Annotated in this window: 14 protein-coding genes and 2 pseudogenes; 11 read left to right on the forward strand and 5 right to left on the reverse strand. The window is 71.4% G+C overall.

The annotated features are described in order from the left end of the window. The first annotated feature begins 128 nt into the window (after positions 1-128). From ABD932_RS43995 to ABD932_RS17700, 9 genes are all read left to right on the forward strand, one after another. Positions 129-209 (forward strand): putative leader peptide, encoded by an 81-nt coding sequence (locus ABD932_RS43995; protein WP_425587487.1) that lies wholly within the window; start codon positions 129-131, stop codon positions 207-209. Positions 210-406: 197 nt separating this feature from the next. Further along, positions 407-1534 (forward strand): dimethylsulfone monooxygenase SfnG, encoded by a 1128-nt coding sequence (gene sfnG / locus ABD932_RS17665; protein ID WP_345013712.1) that lies wholly within the window; start codon positions 407-409, stop codon positions 1532-1534. A 49-nt stretch (positions 1535-1583) separates the two neighbouring features. Continuing rightward, positions 1584-2141 carry an NADPH-dependent FMN reductase gene (gene ssuE, locus ABD932_RS17670; RefSeq protein WP_345013714.1) on the forward strand — a complete coding sequence of 186 codons (558 nt, stop codon included), beginning with the start codon at positions 1584-1586 and terminating at the stop codon, positions 2139-2141. Continuing rightward, positions 2138-3334 carry an SfnB family sulfur acquisition oxidoreductase gene (locus ABD932_RS17675; RefSeq protein WP_345013716.1) on the forward strand — a complete coding sequence of 399 codons (1197 nt, stop codon included), beginning with the start codon at positions 2138-2140 and terminating at the stop codon, positions 3332-3334. Before ssuE ends, ABD932_RS17675 begins: the two co-directional genes overlap by 4 nt. A 101-nt stretch (positions 3335-3435) precedes the next feature. Beyond that, entirely contained in the window at positions 3436-4614 is a 1179-nt protein-coding gene (locus ABD932_RS17680) for an LLM class flavin-dependent oxidoreductase (RefSeq protein WP_345013718.1), read from the forward strand. 122 nt (positions 4615-4736) lie between these two features. Further along, entirely contained in the window at positions 4737-5966 is a 1230-nt protein-coding gene (locus tag ABD932_RS17685; protein ID WP_345013720.1) for an acyl-CoA dehydrogenase family protein, read from the forward strand. 51 nt (positions 5967-6017) lie between these two features. Then, complete coding sequence (locus tag ABD932_RS17690; RefSeq protein WP_093910565.1) at positions 6018-6476, forward strand: RrF2 family transcriptional regulator; 459 nt, start codon at positions 6018-6020, stop codon at positions 6474-6476. A 97-nt stretch (positions 6477-6573) separates the two neighbouring features. Continuing rightward, complete coding sequence (locus tag ABD932_RS17695; protein WP_345013723.1) at positions 6574-6738, forward strand: hypothetical protein; 165 nt, start codon at positions 6574-6576, stop codon at positions 6736-6738. A gap of 90 nt (positions 6739-6828) precedes the next feature. Then, positions 6829-7674: a glutathione S-transferase C-terminal domain-containing protein gene (locus ABD932_RS17700; RefSeq protein ID WP_345013725.1), complete on the forward strand. Its 846-nt coding sequence runs from the start codon at positions 6829-6831 to the stop codon at positions 7672-7674. Positions 7675-7849: 175 nt separating this feature from the next. Here the strand turns inward: ABD932_RS17700 and ABD932_RS17705 are convergent, their stop codons facing one another. Further along, the gene (locus ABD932_RS17705) at positions 7850-8590 is read right to left on the reverse strand and encodes a class I SAM-dependent DNA methyltransferase (protein WP_345013727.1); all 741 of its coding nucleotides are present in this window, start codon (positions 8588-8590) and stop codon (positions 7850-7852) included. Between the two features lie 174 nt (positions 8591-8764). Here ABD932_RS17705 and ABD932_RS17710 point away from each other — a divergent pair, with 174 nt between their 5' ends. After that, positions 8765-10369, forward strand: coding sequence for an FAD-binding oxidoreductase (locus ABD932_RS17710; RefSeq protein WP_345013729.1), 1605 nt, complete (start codon positions 8765-8767; stop codon positions 10367-10369). Here the strand turns inward: ABD932_RS17710 and ABD932_RS17715 are convergent. Both ABD932_RS17715 and ABD932_RS17720 read right to left on the reverse strand, forming a co-directional pair. After that, positions 10356-10577: pseudogene (locus tag ABD932_RS17715) on the reverse strand (cytochrome P450); the annotation flags it as partial. The gene ABD932_RS17710 and the pseudogene ABD932_RS17715 sit on opposite strands and share 14 nt — an antisense overlap. Beyond that, positions 10572-10835: pseudogene (locus ABD932_RS17720) on the reverse strand (glutamine synthetase family protein); the annotation flags it as partial. The pseudogenes ABD932_RS17720 and ABD932_RS17715, both read right to left, overlap by 6 nt. Positions 10836-11713: 878 nt before the next feature. Between ABD932_RS17720 and ABD932_RS17725 the strand changes: the two are divergent. Beyond that, on the forward strand, positions 11714-13192 hold the full coding sequence (locus tag ABD932_RS17725) for a glutamate-cysteine ligase family protein (RefSeq protein ID WP_345013731.1): 1479 nt from the start codon (positions 11714-11716) through the stop codon (positions 13190-13192). A 7-nt stretch (positions 13193-13199) separates the two neighbouring features. Here ABD932_RS17725 and ABD932_RS17730 read toward each other — a convergent pair whose 3' ends face one another. After that, entirely contained in the window at positions 13200-14327 is a 1128-nt protein-coding gene (locus tag ABD932_RS17730; protein WP_345013733.1) for a Gfo/Idh/MocA family protein, read from the reverse strand. Further along, positions 14297-15007: a ThuA domain-containing protein gene (locus tag ABD932_RS17735; protein WP_345013735.1), complete on the reverse strand. Its 711-nt coding sequence runs from the start codon at positions 15005-15007 to the stop codon at positions 14297-14299. Before ABD932_RS17735 ends, ABD932_RS17730 begins: the two co-directional genes overlap by 31 nt. Positions 15008-15015: the final 8 nt, after the last annotated feature.

The following is a 15015-nucleotide window of genomic DNA, read 5'->3' on the forward strand; positions in this document are numbered from 1 at the left end:
CTGCTGCCGGCCATCCACCTGGTTCAAGGGAATCCCTGTCACAACCTCGTGAATACCGACTCCCAGCATGTGGAATCACCACCGGGCATTCTTGACCGGCCGGACCCCCTCCTGTTTTGATCGATGACATGAAGCGACCGGACCTCACGCAGCGACGCCATGTCGATCTCGCGCGTGTCTCCAGCTCCTGCTGTCGCTGTCGGGCCTGAGCGCACCGAGGGAAACCCTCGCACTCGCGCCGCTCTCTTCGCGCATTTCACTGCCGGCCGATCTCCATCGTGCTTCGGCTCGTGATTTCGGCTTTCCCCGAGGTCGCGTTCCCACACGCCTGAATCCCGGTCCCTGAACACGTTTCCCTGCCACGCACGCGCCTTTTTCGCGTGCGCAGTCATGCCAGGAGCTCCCCATGCCCGTCCCGCCCGGATCCGACCCCGTCCGCTTCGCCTACTGGGTGCCGAACGTCAGCGGTGGCCTGGTCACCAGCACCATCGAGCAGCGCACCGACTGGGGCTACGACTACAACCGCGAACTGGCCGTCCTCGCCGAGAACAACGGCTTCGACTACGCCCTCAGCCAGGTGCGCTACATGGCCAGCTACGGCGCCGAGTTCCAGCACGAGTCGACCAGCTTCAGCCTCGCCCTGCTGCTCGCCACCCAGCGCCTGAAGGTCATCGCCGCCGTCCACCCCGGCCTGTGGCACCCGGGCGTCCTCGCCAAACTCGGTGCCACCGCCGACCACCTGTCGAACGGCCGCTTCGCCGTCAACGTCGTCAGCGGCTGGTTCAAGGGCGAGTTCACCGCCCTCGGCGAGCCCTGGCTGGAGCACGACGAGCGCTACCGCCGCTCGGAGGAGTTCATCCGCGCCCTGCGTCAGATCTGGACCGAGGACCACGCCGAACTCGCCGGTGACTTCTACCGGTTGCGCGACTTCTCCCTCAAGCCCAAGCCGCTGAACACCCCCGAGCGCCCGCACCCGGAGATCTTCCAGGGCGGCAACTCCACCGCCGCCCGCGCCATGGCCGGCCGCGTCTCCGACTGGTACTTCAGCAACGGCAAGGACTTCGACGGCGTCACCGAGCAGATCGCCGACGTCCGCGCCGCCGCCGCCCAAGCGGGCCGTACGGCACCCAGGTTCGGCCTCAACGGATTCCTCATCGCCCGCGATACCGAGGCCGAGGCCCGCGACACGCTCCGTGAGATCGTCGCCAAGGCCAACACCGAGGCCGTCCACGGCTTCCGCGACGCCGTCCAGCAGGCCGGCCCGTCCACCGGCGACGGCAAGGGCATGTGGCAGGACTCCGGCTTCGAGGACCTCGTCCAGTACAACGACGGCTTCCGCACGGGCCTGATCGGCACCCCCGAGCAGATCGCCGAGCGGATCGTCGCCTACAAGCGGCTCGGCGTCGACCTCTTCCTCCTCGGCTTCCTGCACTACCTGGAGGAGGTCGAGTACTTCGGCAAGCGGGTGCTGCCGCTCGTCCGCGAACTGGAAGCCCAGGAAGCCGCGTCCGAGCCCGCCGCAGCCCGCGCCTGACCCCAGGGCCCAGCCGCCCGCATCCGACACGCCCCAGAGAGGTCCTCGCATGGCCACCGTCCTGTCCGTCTCCGGAAGTCCCTCCGCCACCTCCCGCACCGCCCGGCTGCTGCGCCACCTGGACGACCGGCTCGCGGCCCAGGGGCACGAGGTGATCCCGTTCGACGTCCGCGCACTCCCGCCCGAGGCCCTGCTGTACGCCGACTTCGGCCACCCGGCGATCGTCGAGGCCACCGCACTGTTCGAGCGCGCGGACGGGGTCGTGATCGGCACTCCGGTCTACAAGGCCGCCTACTCCGGCCTGCTGAAGTCGCTGCTCGACCTGCTCCCGCAGTACGCGCTGGCGGGCAAGACCGTCCTCCCGTTGGCCACCGGCGGTTCCACCGCCCATGTCCTGGCCATCGACTACGCCCTGCGCCCGGTGCTGAACTCCATGGGCCCGGCCCACATCACGCCGGGCTGGTTCACCCTCGACAAGGACATCAGCGTGGGCGACGACGGCACCCTGACCGTCGCACCGGGCGCCGCCGAGGCGCTCGCCCACGTCACCGACCAGTTCTCGCTCGCCCTCGGCGGCCGCCCGACCCTGCTGGCGGCCACCGGATGAGCGCCGCCACGGTGATCGCCGACGACGCCGAGGCCCTCGCCGTCGCCGCCGAACTGGCCGCGGACTTCCGCAAGGACGCCGCCGAGCGGGACGCGCAGCGCCGGCTCCCGCACGCGGAACTCCAGCGGCTGTCCGCCTCCGGGCTGCTCGGGGTGACGGTACCGGCGGCGTTCGGCGGCGCGGACGTCCGTACGGAGACACTCGCCGAGATCTTCCGGGTGCTGGCGTCGGCCGACGCCAGCCTCGCGCAAATACCGCAGAGCCACTTCGTGTACGTCAATGTGCTGCGCCGGCAGGGCACGCGGGAGCAGCAGGAGTTCTTCTTCGGCGAGGTGCTGGCGGGGAAACGGTTCGGCAACGCCCAGTCCGAGGCGGGCACCAGCCACGTACAGGACATCCGTACGCGGCTCGCGCGGCGCCCTGACGGGTCGTACGACCTGGACGGCGTCAAGCACTACTCCACCGGCGCCCTGTTCGCCGACTGGATCCCCGTCCTCGCCCGCGCCGACGACGACAACCTGCACGTGGCGTACGTTCCGCGCGACGCGCCCGGCCTCACGGTCGTGGACGACTGGGACGGCATGGGACAGCGCACCACAGCCAGCGGAACCGTCCGCCTGGAGTCGGTGCCCGTGCCCGCCGACCGGGTGGTGCCCCACCACCTCACCTTCCAGGGGCCCCAACTCCACGGCGCCGTAGCCCAGTTGCTGCACGCGGCCATCGACGCCGGGATCGCCGCGGGGGCGCTTGCCGAGGCCGTGGAGTTCGTCCGCACGAAGAGCCGCCCCTGGTTCGAGAGCGTCGGCGAAGGCCACTCGACCGCCGCCGATGACCCTCTGCTGGTCCAGCGCTTCGGCGAGCTGGCGATCCGGGTACGCGCCGCCGACGCGCTGCTCGTCGCCGCGGCACGCTCCGTGCACGCCGCCCGCGCCGACCTCACCGACGACTCCGCGGCCGAGGCCTCCATCGCCGTGGCCGCCGCCAAGGTGACGGCGGCGGAGGCGGCCGTGGAGGTCGGCAGCGCCCTCTTCGAGGTCGCCGGCACCCGGTCGGCGCTCGACTCCCTGGGCCTGCACCGGCATTGGCGCGACGCCCGCACCCACACCCTGCACGACCCGGCCCGCTGGAAGGTCCAGCACATCGGCCGCTACGTGCTGCGCGGCGTCAGGCCGCCCCGGCACGGCCTGCTGTGACGAACGACCCCGACCAGATCTGCCCCGACACAAACGACCCCGCAACGACCTGCCCCGATACGAACGCCCCCGACACGAACGACCCCGATCGGAGACCCCCCATGTCCCTCACCTTCCACTGGTTCCTGCCCACCAACGGCGACAGCCGCCATGTCGTCGGCGGCGGCCACGGAACCCCCGCCACGGTGTCCGGTCGTGACAGGCCGCCGACGGTCGCCTATCTGAGCCAGATCGCCCGTGCCGCCGAGGACCTCGGCTTCGTCGGCGCGCTCACCCCCACGGGTGCCTGGTGCGAGGACGCATGGCTCACGACCGCCATGGTCAGCCAGCACACCGAGCGGCTGAAGTTCCTGGTCGCCTTCCGGCCCGGCTTCGTCTCGCCGACCCTCGCCGCGCAGATGGCGTCCACCTTCCAGCGGCAGTCCGGCGGACGGCTGCTGCTGAACGTGGTCACGGGAGGGGAGAGCCACGAGCAGCGCGCCTACGGCGACTTCCTCGACAAGGACGACCGATACCGCCGTACCGGTGAATTCCTCCAGATCGTACGAGGGTTGTGGGAGGGCAGGACCGTCGACCTGGTCGGCGAGCACCTCCAGGTCGAGGACGCGAAGCTGGCCCGGGTGCCCGACCCGGTGCCCGAGGTGTACTTCGGCGGATCCTCGCCCATCGCCGGACAGATCGCCGCACGCCATGTCGACGTCTACCTCACCTGGGGCGAGCCGCCGGCCGACGTCGCCCGGAAGATCGCCTGGATCCGGGCGCTGGCCGAGAAGGAGGGCCGGAGCGTCCGCTTCGGGATCCGGCTGCACGTCATCACCCGGGACACCGCCGAACAGGCGTGGGCCGAGGCCCGGCGGCTGCTCGCCGGCTTCGACCCGGAGACCGTACGGGCCGTGCAGGCCGGACTCGCCCGCAGCGAGTCCGAGGGGCAGCAGCGGATGCTCGCGCTGCACGGCGGCAGCTCCGACGACCTGGAGATCTACCCGAACCTGTGGGCGGGTATCGGGCTGGTGCGAGGCGGCGCGGGCACGGCGCTGGTCGGCAGCCACGACGAGGTCGCCGAGCGGATCGCGGAGTACCACCGGCTGGGCATCGACGAGTTCGTCCTCTCCGGCTATCCGCACCTGGAGGAGGCGTACTGGTTCGGCGAGGGCGTGCTGCCGCGGCTGGAGACGCAGGGGCTGTGGACGCATCCCTTCAGCGACGCGACGGCCGCACGGACTGTGACTCAGGTCCCCTTCATGGAGCGGGAATCAGCCAAGGTGACGCGCATTCCCTAGATTTCCTATCGAATTACTAGGGAAGTGTTGACCCTCGTCGGTGGAGCGAGTGAGGATGACGCTGACCGGGTCGGCCGGGCAGACCGGGACCGCGTTGTCTTCTGCCTTGAAGGAAGTCCGCCATGACGACTGCACCACCGGCCGACAAGACGGTCGCAGCGGTGACCGGGCGCTCCGACTGGCCGCACATCGCCCGCGAGCTCGCGGACGACCTGGCCACGGACGCGGTCGAACGCGAGCAGGCCGGCAAGCCTCCGCTCGACGAGGTCGCGCGGCTGCGTGAATCGGGCCTCCTGACGCTGCTCGTACCCACCGCACACGGCGGCGGGGGAGCGGACTGGCGCACCGCCTACACGGTCGTGCGGACCGTCGCCGCGGCCGACGGCGCGGTGGCTCATCTGCTGGGCAGCCACTACTTCCTGTCCTACTGCGCCCGGTTCTTGACCGGCCCCGACCGTGCCGCCCGGGTCGAGCGGGCGTCCGCGGCGGGGCAGTGGTACTGGGGCGGCGGTATCGCCTCGCACGAACCGCCGCTCATGCTGACCCCGACGACGGACGGCTATCTGCTGGACGGCCATCAGCGGTACGGCTCCGGAGTCGGGGTGGCCGACCGGCTGCTGGTCCGTGCCGCCGTGCCGGGCACCGGTGAACCCCTCGCCGTCCTCGTCGACCCCGCCCACCCGGGCCTCATGAGCAGCAGCGGCGGTGACACCTTCGGGCAACGGCTGGCGGCCGCCGGAAGCGTCGGGTTCGACTCCGTGCCGGTCGCGGTCGACGACGTACTCGGCTCCCTCTCCCCGGACGACGGCGCCCTGTCGCCGTTCGCCGGCCTCGCCGTGCCCACGGCCCGGCTGATCTCCGCCCAGTTCTGTCTCGGCGTCGCCGAGGGCCTGCTCGGCGAAGTCCGCGAGCACGGACGCGCGGTGCACAGTCCGTGGCAGCCCTTCTCGCCCCACCCCTGGACAGGGGGCCCGCCCCAGGACCCGTATGTGCTGACCGCGTACGGCGAGCTGGCCGTCTCCGCGCGTGCCGCGTCCGCCCTTGCCGACCAGGCCGTGGCGGCCCTGACGCACGGCCTCGCGCGCGGCGACGACCTCGACGACGAGGAGTGTGCCGAGACAGCGGTCCTGGCGAGCGCGGCCGAGGCCGCCGCGGCCCGGGCCGCGCAGGAGATCACCGCCCGTGCCCTGGACGCCGTCGGGGCGCACGCCGCGTTCGCCCGGCACGGCCTGGACCGCTTCTGGCGCGACACCCGTACGCACACCCTGCGTGAGCCGGTCGCCCATCGACTGCGCGAGGTCGGGGACTACTTCCTCAACGGCGCGCACCCTCCGTTCACCCTTCCCGCCTGAGCGAGGGCCCGGCGGGTGAAGGCCGGCACGGCAGTGATGGATAATCTCGCTATGCGGATCTCGGCGAGGGCGGACTATGCGGTGCGGGCGGCATTGGAGCTGGCCGCCGCGGGGGACGACACCTCGCTCAAGGCCGAGGCGATCGCCGAGGCGCAGGGCATCCCGCACAAGTTCCTCGAGGGCATCCTCGGCGATCTGCGCCGGGGCGGCCTCGTGGTCAGCCAGCGGGGCGGCAAGGGCGGCTACCGGCTCGCCCGCCCGGCGGACTCGATCCCCATCGCGGACGTGATCCGCGTGGCGGACGGCCCCCTGGTCTCGGTGCGTGGCGTACGCCCGCCCGACCTCTCCTACGTCGGTCCCGCGGAGTCCCTGCTGCCGCTCTGGATCGCCGTACGCGCCAACGTCCGCAAGATCCTCGGCGAGGTCACCCTGGCCCATGTGGCCGCGGCCAAACTGCCCGACGACGTCCTGAGCCTCGCGGACGACCCCGAGGCGTGGACGAACCCCTGACCCGGACCGGCGTCTCAATGCTCGGCGGCCCTCTTGACGCGGCTCGGATCCGGCCCGACACTCCAGTACGGGAATCCTAGTGAATTGGTAGGGAAACATGGGCCGCTCCGCGCTGGACCTCGGCAGTGACACGGTCCGTGTCGCCGTCCGGCCGCTGCCCCTGCTGCCCCTGCTGACGTCCCGTCGCCACATCGACCTCGAGCGTGTGTGCAGTGCGGCAAGTTCCCCGCACGGTGCGGGCGGCGCGACAGCCCGCCCCTGAACCTCACCTCACGTACCGCATTCCGGCCGCGCCGAAGCCGCCGCGCGCCATCGCCGTCGTATGCCCGTGACCGAGCACCCAGGGAGACGTATGTCCGCCCCATCCCCGACCGCCGTGCCGTCCTTCCGGAGCAGGATCGGCTGTGACGCGCGCAGCGGTTACTACGCGGCGCCCCGCCGCTACCGGCTCCACCTGGCCCTGTCGTCTCCGCGCTGTCTGCGCATCGCCGTCACCCACAGCCTGCTCGGCCTCGACGACACCCTCCCGGTGACGCTGCTCCCCGTTGTGCCGGACGCCCCTGACGGCGGGCACGAGGCGCTGCGCCCGCTGTACGAGGCGAGTTCGCACCAGCACCCGGGACCGGCGGCGGCGCCGGTGCTCAGCGACACGTGGACCGGCACGATCGTGAGCACCCACGCCCCCGACATCCTGCGGGACCTGGCCCGGCGTTTCCGCGGCGATGGCCCGGATCTCTTCCCGCGCGGCGCCGAGGAGGCCGTCGAGGGCATCGGCCGCCTCTGCGAGCAGGACATCACCGCGTCCGCGCAGTGCGCCGGAGAGCCGGACGTCGACTCGGCGGTGCGCGACACCGCGCTCGCCACCCTGCTGGACGCCCTGGACGGGCTGGAACGGCGGCTGGCCTGCCAGGAGTATGTGCTGGGCGGTGAACCGACCCTCGCCGACGTCGAGTTGTGGGTGACCCTGGTGCAACTGGACACCGTGCACCGCCACCACCTGGACGCCGCCGCGGTGCACAGCATCACCGGCCACCCGCACCTGTGGGCCTACGCCAAGCGCCTCGCGGCGCACCCCGCCTTCGGCTCCCACCTCGACCTGGACGGCATCGCACGCCGGCACCACGCCCATTGCCGGGGCATGGAGGCGGCGGGCGCGGCGGTGCAGATCGTGGACTGGGCGGCGTGCGTGCGGGGGTAGCGGGCGAACGCGCGGGGACGGGCGGCCATTCGGCTCGTTCCTGTGCCCGCCAGTCAGTGCGAGGTGCCGGCGTCGGAAGGGGCGGTCCGTGCCGTCGGCCCCGCGGCGGCGGACCGCTTCGACGCTCTAGCGGTGCCAGGTGACCGCCGGGCCGTACCCGGCCGTGCGGGAACGGTCAGTCGGCCGGCTTCTCCCACACCGACACATGCTTGCCGCTCTCGCTCGTGAACGGCTCGCGCGTCCAGTCCTCCCACCGGTCGCGCAGCCGGAGACCGGCGAGGCGCGCCATCAGGTCCAGCTCGGCCGGCCAGATGTACCGGAACGGGATGGACGAGTGCTCCGCGCGGCCGTCGACGATGGTCACGTAGTTCGAACTCATCGCCTGCGTGGCGGGGTCGTAGATGTCGAACGCCCAGCGTGTGTCGCTGATGTGGAACGGAACGGCCTTCTGCCCGGCCGGGAGTTTCCGCAGTTCCGGGACCATGACCTCGACGACGAAGCGGCCTCCGGGCGCCAGGTGCGCGGCGACGTTGCGGAAGCAGTCGACCTGGGCGTCCTGGGTCGTCAGATTCATGATCGTGTTGAAGACCAGGTACGCGAGGGAGAAACTCCCCTCCACCCGTGCTGTCGCGAAGTCCCCGATCGTCACGTCGATCGCGTCGCCGCCGGGCTTGGCGCGCAGCCGGTCCACCATGGCGCGGGACAGGTCGATGCCGTGCACCGGGACACCGCGGGCGGCCAGCGGCAGCGCGATGCGACCGGTGCCGATGCCGAGTTCGAGTGCCGGGCCGTCGCCGGCCAGTTCGGCCAGCAGGTCGACCGCCGGCTCCACCACGTCGGGGCGGAACTCGCTCGCCGCCGAATCGTCGTAGTCGGCAGCGACGTTCTCTCCGAAGTAGCCGTCGTCATTGATCACGCCGGGACCGTACTCCGGGCTGTGCTGCCATGCACGCGATTTTCCGCGGACGGTCGACAGGGGTGCCGGCACCACCATGACCGGGGGGTTGGGACGACTGTCCTCGGCGCCTTCGCCACCTAGATTCGTGAACCGACGGAAGTGAGGATCCGGAAGAAAGCACGAGGACACGAAATGAGCGCGTTAAGCAGGAGGAACGTACTGCGCGGCGGCCTGGTCGCCACGACGGCGGGGGTCGTGGCGCCCGGGCTGGGAGCCTCGGTCGCGGTGGCAGGCGAGGGGGCGTCCTGCGGCCCTCCGCCGCCCGGGCCGGCCATGGTCGGGCCCGGGGATCCACGGTTCCGGTCCCTGGCGAGCCGGGGCTACAACCGCCGGTTCGTGGGTGAGCCGGAGCACGTCTGGGTGGCCGGCACGACCGCGCACGTCGTACGGGCCGTGCAGCAGGCGGTGGACAGCGGCCGGCAGATCACGGTCCGCAGCGGCGCCCACGGCTTCGAGAACTTCGTCGCCGACCCGGCCGTGCGGGTGGTCGTCGACATGTCCGCCATGAACGGCGTCGCGTACGACCCGGGCCGCCGCGCCTTCGCCGTCGAGGCCGGTGCCCTGCTGGGCGAGGTGTACCGGCGGCTGTACCTGGGCTGGGGAGTGACGGTTCCGGCGGGCTGGTGCGCCGATGTCGGCGTCGGCGGACATGTCCTGGGCGGTGGCTACGGCCCGCTGTCCCGGCTGATGGGCCTGTCCGTCGACCACCTGTACGCGGTCGAGGTGGTCGTCGTGGACCGGGCGGGGAGGGCCCGCAGTGTGGTGGCCACCCGCGAACCCTCGGATCCGAACCGGGACTTGTGGTGGGCGCACACCGGCGGCGGAGGCGGCAGCTTCGGCATCGTCACCCGCTACTGGTTCCGCACACCCGGCGCCGCCGGCGACGACCCGTCCGGCCTGCTGCCCGCGCCGCCGGCCGGCGTGCTGAGCTTCTCGGTCTCCTGGGACTGGCAGCAGCTGGACAGGACGTCCTTCGCCCGGCTCGTCCGCAACCACGGCGAGTGGGCCGAACGGCACAGCGCACCCGACTCGCCGTACCTCGCCCTCTACAGCGAACTCGCCCTCACCCGCCGCCCGTCGGGGTCGGTCCTCATGATCGGCCAGGTGGCCGCGGACTCCGGCGCCGAACGGATGCTGGACGAGCATCTCGCCGCGATCAACCGGGGCGTGCCGGTCCAGCCGGTCCGCACGCTGCGGAACCAGGCCTGGCTGGCCGCGGCCCTCGCCGGCTCACCGGGAGACCCCGGCCCGGTCTACCGGCTGAAGGTCAAGTCGGGCTATCTGCGCCGACGTTTCACCGACCGGCAGATCGACGCCCTGCACCACCACCTCACCCGGTCCGACTACGACCACCCGGGCGGCAGCGTGAGCCTCTACACCCACGGCGGCAAGGTCAACACCGTGGCCCCGGACGCGACCGCGACGGCCCACCGCGACGCGAGCATCAAGATGTTCTACGTCAACGGCTGGGAGGACCCCCGCGACGACGCCCGGCACATCGGCTGGCTGCGCGAGCTCTACGAGGACCTGTACGCCGACACCGGCGGCGCCCCCGCCGCAGCCGACGGCGCGTTCATCAACTACCCCGACACCGACCTCGCCGACCCGGCCCGGAACACCGGCGCCCCCTGGCACGCCCTGTACTTCGGCGACAACTACCGGCGGCTGCAACGCGTCAAGGCGCGGTGGGACCCTCGTGACGTCTTCCGCCACGCCCTGTCGATCAGGCGAGCGTGACCTCGACCGGCAGCTTCTTGATGCCGTTGACGAAGTTGGAGCGCACACGCGGCACGTCGCCGGCCGGCCTGATGCCGGCGATCCTCGGGATCAGCTCCTCGAACATGATGCGGATCTCGGTGCGGGCGAGGAGGTTGCCCAGGCACAGGTGCGGGCTGCCCTTGCCGAAGGTCACATGGTCGTTGTCGGTACGGGCGACGGACAGGTCGGGGCGCACGGTGACGTCCGGCAGGCCGGCGTCGAGGCCGCCCGCGACCGGGACCACGTCGCCCTGCGGGGTGGTGTGGTAGACGGCCCGGCAGAAGGCCAGACCGTGTTCGCGGGCCGACGGCAGATGGTCCACCAGGACGTCACGGGCGCGGTCGGTGCCGATGAGGTCGGGATAGATCACCCGAACCACGTCCACACCCTCGGCGGCGAGCCGCTCCATGTGCCGGCGCATGTCTGGGGTGTCGTGAGCGCTCACCGATGTCTCCGCCCGCGGGTGCCCACCGACCTCCCTACACGATCAGCTCGGCGCGTCCTGCCGCGTTGCCGCGCCGGTGGCGGCTGATTCGATATGCGGCCGGCGCCGCGTGGCCTTCCCGGCGAACACGACCACGCGTTCGTCCCCGGCGCCGAAGCCGATGTACGAGCCGGGCAGGATCTGGGGCTGGCCCGTGGGTGCGTACCTGTGGGGCCACCACGTCCTCCGGGCCTCAGGAACGTGTCGCTGAAACAGGTGGTCAGTTCGAAGCCCTCCCTCCGGAGGACGATCCGCGCTCGTCCGATCCCGTCGAGGACGCGGAGTGGGCTCGCCGCAATTCGTCCAGCACTCGACGCCACGACCTGATGAGATCGGGGATCTGATCGAGGAGCCCCTTCAGGGCGTACATGAACGCCGACACCACGCTGGCCGCGCCCAAAATCGCCAGGACGACTTGTAATTCCATGCTCGGCTCCTCCTCCAAGCGGAGATGGCCGAACCGAGCGCGAGCCGCGAAGAGCGATGGCAGGTGTCTCAGGTCGACCACCATTACTTCAGTGATCAACTGAGGCCCTGCCGACGTACAGGCCGCATGTGAAGTTGTCGCGATTGACGCGATGCCGAATGCCTCGACAGCCGCGCCCGAAAGGGACGTCGGACCCGTTCCCGTCGCAGTCGACACACATGCCGACCGTGCACCGGGGAGTCTAGCCGCCGGATGCGGCTGCGGCAGGCAGAACGAGAGGTACAACAGGATTTGTTTATTGGTGGCACAAAATCTGCTCCGAGTGGATGACAGGGGAGCCGACTGTCCTGGTTCCGCCAGAGGTGCCACCCTGGGACGAGAGGCATCCGCCGAGGGAACTCGGGAGGGCCCGATGGGACGTGATGTGCCGGCCCTGGTGTTCACGCGGGAGGACCGCCGCAGGTACCGGGAGAAGATGCACACCTGCCTCGACGTGCTGGCGCAGATGCTGCGTGAGTCGACGTTCGAGAGCGAGCTTCCCCGGGTCGGGCTGGAGATCGAGCTCAACCTGGTGGACGCCGACGGGCTGCCGGCGATGCGCAACACCGACGTGCTCCAGGCGATCGCCGACCCCGCCTGGTCCAGCGAGCTCGGCCGCTTCAACCTGGAGATCAACATTCCGCCCCGGCAGCTGACGACCGGCGGCCCCGGCGCCTGGGAGCAGGCGATCCGTGAAGCGCTCAACCACGCCGAGGAGCGCGCGTCGGCCGTGGGCGCGCACCTCATCATGGTCGGCATCCTGCCGACGCTGGCGGAGAGGCACGTCGACGAGACCGCCCTGTCCGGCGATCCGCGCTACCGGCTGCTCAACGAGCAGATCTTCGCGGCGCGCGGCGAGGACCTGCGGATCACGGTGGACGGCGTCGAGCGCCTGTCGACGTACGCCGACACCATCACCCCCGAGGCCGCCTGCACCAGCACGCAGTTCCACCTCCAGGTCTCACCGAAGGACTTCGCCAGCTACTGGAACGCCGCCCAGGCCATCGCCGGCGTCCAGATCGCCCTGGCGGCGAACTCGCCCTTCCTCTTTGGCAAGGAGCTGTGGCGCGAGACCCGTATCCCCCTGTTCGAGCAGGCCACCGACACCCGCCCGCAGGAGATCAAGGCCCAGGGCGTACGACCCCGGGTGTGGTTCGGAGAGCGGTGGATCACCAGCGTCTTCGACCTGTTCGAGGAGAACGTGCGCTACTACCCGGCCCTGCTCCCGCTGTGCGACGACGAGGACCCGCAGCAGGTGCTCGACGGCGGCGGCGCTCCGGAGCTGGGCGAGCTGACTCTGCACAACGGCACGATCTACCGCTGGAACCGCCCCATATACGCCGTCACCGACAGTGGCCCGCACCTGCGCATCGAGAACCGGGTCCTGCCCGCCGGCCCCACCGTGGCCGACATCATCGCCAACGGCGCCTTCTACTACGGCCTCACCCGCGCCCTGGTCGACGAGGACCGCCCGATCTGGACGCGGATGTCCTTCTCGGTCGCCGAGGAGAACCTCCACACCGCGGCTCAGGACGGCATCGACGCCCGCCTGTACTGGCCCGGCGTGGGCGAAGTGCCGGTCACGGAACTGGTGTTGCGACGCCTGCTGCCCCTCGCCCATCGGGGCCTGGAGCTGGCCGGCATGGACACGAGCTGGCGCGAACCCATGCTCGGCATCATCGAGCAGCGCTGCGTCACCGCCCGCAACGGCGCCCTGTGGCAGGCCGAGACGGTCCACCACCTGGAGAAGGACGGCGCCACCGACCGGTACGAGGCACTGCGCCGGATGACCAGGACGTACATGGACTACATGCACCTGAACGCGCCCGCGCACACCTGGCCCGTGGACTGACGCCCCCTCAGTGCGCCGCGGACGGGGAGCCGGTGGTTCCCCGCCACTCCTCGGCGGGCGTCAGCGGAACGGGTACGGGCGGCTGGACCGACGTCGTCAGCTCGATGCGGCGACCCTCCGCCGACGAGCGCAGCAGGGCGCTCATCGTCTCCAGCACGTGCAGGGCGAGGTCGCCGCCCGCGCGGGGCGCCCGCTGCCCGTCCGCGGCGACGAAGTCGAGCAGACCGACACCCCGGGCGGCGTCGGCGTACCCCGCGGACGGCGGCAGCGCGCGCCACTGCGTGCCGCCGAGTTCGAAGAGCCGTACCTCGCCGTCGAAGTGGTTCGGATCCGGCACCGCCAGCGTGCCCGCGTCGCCGTGGACCTCGATCGGCGCGGCGGTGGTGGCGACGCCGTCGAAGCTCGTCGTGAGCGTCGTCAGCGCCCCGCTCACGTGCTCCAGCACGCCGGAGACATGGCTGTCCACCTCGACCGGAATCCGCTCGCCCGCACGCGGGCCGGAACCGATCACGCGCTCGTGCCGCAACCGTCCGGCCGCCCCGATCACCGCACGCACCGGGCCCAGCAGATGCACCAGGGACGTGAGGTAGTACGGCCCCATGTCCAGCAACGGGCCGCCCCCGGCGGTGTAGTAGAAGTCGGGGTGCGGATGCCAGCCTTCGTGTCCCGGCGTGACCATCACGGCCGAGGCGAACTGGGGGCGTCCGATCCCGCCCGCCGCCACCGCCGCCCGCGCCGTCTGGATCCCGGTGCCCAGGACGGTGTCCGGCGCACACCCCACCCCGACACCGGCCCTCGCGGCGGCCTCCACCACGGCTTGGGCGGCAGCGAAGTCGGCGGCCAGGGGCTTCTCTCCATAGACGTTCTTGCCGTGGCCGATCGCGCCGAGGGCGATCTCCGCGTGGGCCGCGGGGACGGTGAGGTTCAGCACCGTGTCCACGTCCGGGCTGCTCAGCAACTCCTCGACGGGCAGCGCCGCGACACCGGGGACCTCGGCGGCGACCGCGGCCGACCGGGAGGCGTCGAGGTCGGCGACCGCGGTGATCCGTACGGCCGGATGACCGGCGAGCGTGTCCAGGTACGCGCGGGAGATGACCCCGAGCCCTACGACGCCGACGCGGTGCGGGTCGCCCACAGCATGCCCCTCTCGATGACGGTGCGGACGTTCGGGTCCTCCAGCACGTCGAGGCTGTGCCCCGGCGTCGTCACCACGATCCGGCCGGCGCCCCAGCGGCGGGTCCAGATCGCCGGCGAGGTGACCGGCCGGTGCCAGGGCTGCCACGGCCGCGCCGGATGCGTGGTGGTGGCCAGGACGTCGATCAGGTCGTCGTGGAGCACCCAGTACTGCTCGGTGTGCAGCTCGAAGTCCTCGATGCCCGCCGTCACGGGGTGCTCGCGGCCGAATTCCGTGATGGTGACGGCGTAGGGCAGGTAGTTGTCCTCCTGGCCGCCCTGGCGCTCGCACGGCTCCTTGCCCGGGTGGGTCGCGAACTGTCCTCCCACCAGATGGAGATAGTCGGAGGAGGCGCGGAAGGAGTCGGCGATTCCGCCGTGCCAGCCGGTGAAGCCGGTCCCGGCCTCGACCGCCGCGGTCAGTCCCGCCAGTTGCCCGGCGCTGATCTGCGACATCGTGACGCACTGCACGACGAGATCGGTGGCGGCCATCTCGGCGGCGTCGGCGTAGACGTCGGTCGACTCCTCGACGCGGACGGTGTAGCCGTTGCCCCGCAGGAAGGGCAGGAACAGCTCCGTCGCCTCGACCGGCCGATGCCCCTCCCAACCGCCTCGGACCACCAGGGCTTTCTTCAGCGTCATCTCGTTGA

Origin of the sequence: Streptomyces shaanxiensis (assembly GCF_039537145.1) — a bacterium.
GTDB lineage: Bacteria > Actinomycetota > Actinomycetes > Streptomycetales > Streptomycetaceae > Streptomyces > Streptomyces shaanxiensis.

Bases quoted from the DNA above. Each gene is read 5' to 3' on its own strand.
- ABD932_RS43995 (WP_425587487.1), top strand. From the start codon at position 129: ATGAAGCGACCGGACCTCACGCAGCGACGCCATGTCGATCTCGCGCGT.
- sfnG (WP_345013712.1), top strand. From the start codon at position 407: ATGCCCGTCCCGCCCGGATCCGACCCCGTCCGCTTCGCCTACTGGGTG.
- ssuE (WP_345013714.1), top strand. From the start codon at position 1,584: ATGGCCACCGTCCTGTCCGTCTCCGGAAGTCCCTCCGCCACCTCCCGC.
- ABD932_RS17675 (WP_345013716.1), top strand. From the start codon at position 2,138: ATGAGCGCCGCCACGGTGATCGCCGACGACGCCGAGGCCCTCGCCGTC.
- ABD932_RS17680 (WP_345013718.1), top strand. From the start codon at position 3,436: ATGTCCCTCACCTTCCACTGGTTCCTGCCCACCAACGGCGACAGCCGC.
- ABD932_RS17685 (WP_345013720.1), top strand. From the start codon at position 4,737: ATGACGACTGCACCACCGGCCGACAAGACGGTCGCAGCGGTGACCGGG.
- ABD932_RS17690 (WP_093910565.1), top strand. From the start codon at position 6,018: ATGCGGATCTCGGCGAGGGCGGACTATGCGGTGCGGGCGGCATTGGAG.
- ABD932_RS17695 (WP_345013723.1), top strand. From the start codon at position 6,574: ATGGGCCGCTCCGCGCTGGACCTCGGCAGTGACACGGTCCGTGTCGCC.
- ABD932_RS17700 (WP_345013725.1), top strand. From the start codon at position 6,829: ATGTCCGCCCCATCCCCGACCGCCGTGCCGTCCTTCCGGAGCAGGATC.
- ABD932_RS17710 (WP_345013729.1), top strand. From the start codon at position 8,765: ATGAGCGCGTTAAGCAGGAGGAACGTACTGCGCGGCGGCCTGGTCGCC.
- ABD932_RS17725 (WP_345013731.1), top strand. From the start codon at position 11,714: ATGGGACGTGATGTGCCGGCCCTGGTGTTCACGCGGGAGGACCGCCGC.
- ABD932_RS17735 (WP_345013735.1), bottom strand. From the start codon at position 15,007: ATGACGCTGAAGAAAGCCCTGGTGGTCCGAGGCGGTTGGGAGGGGCAT.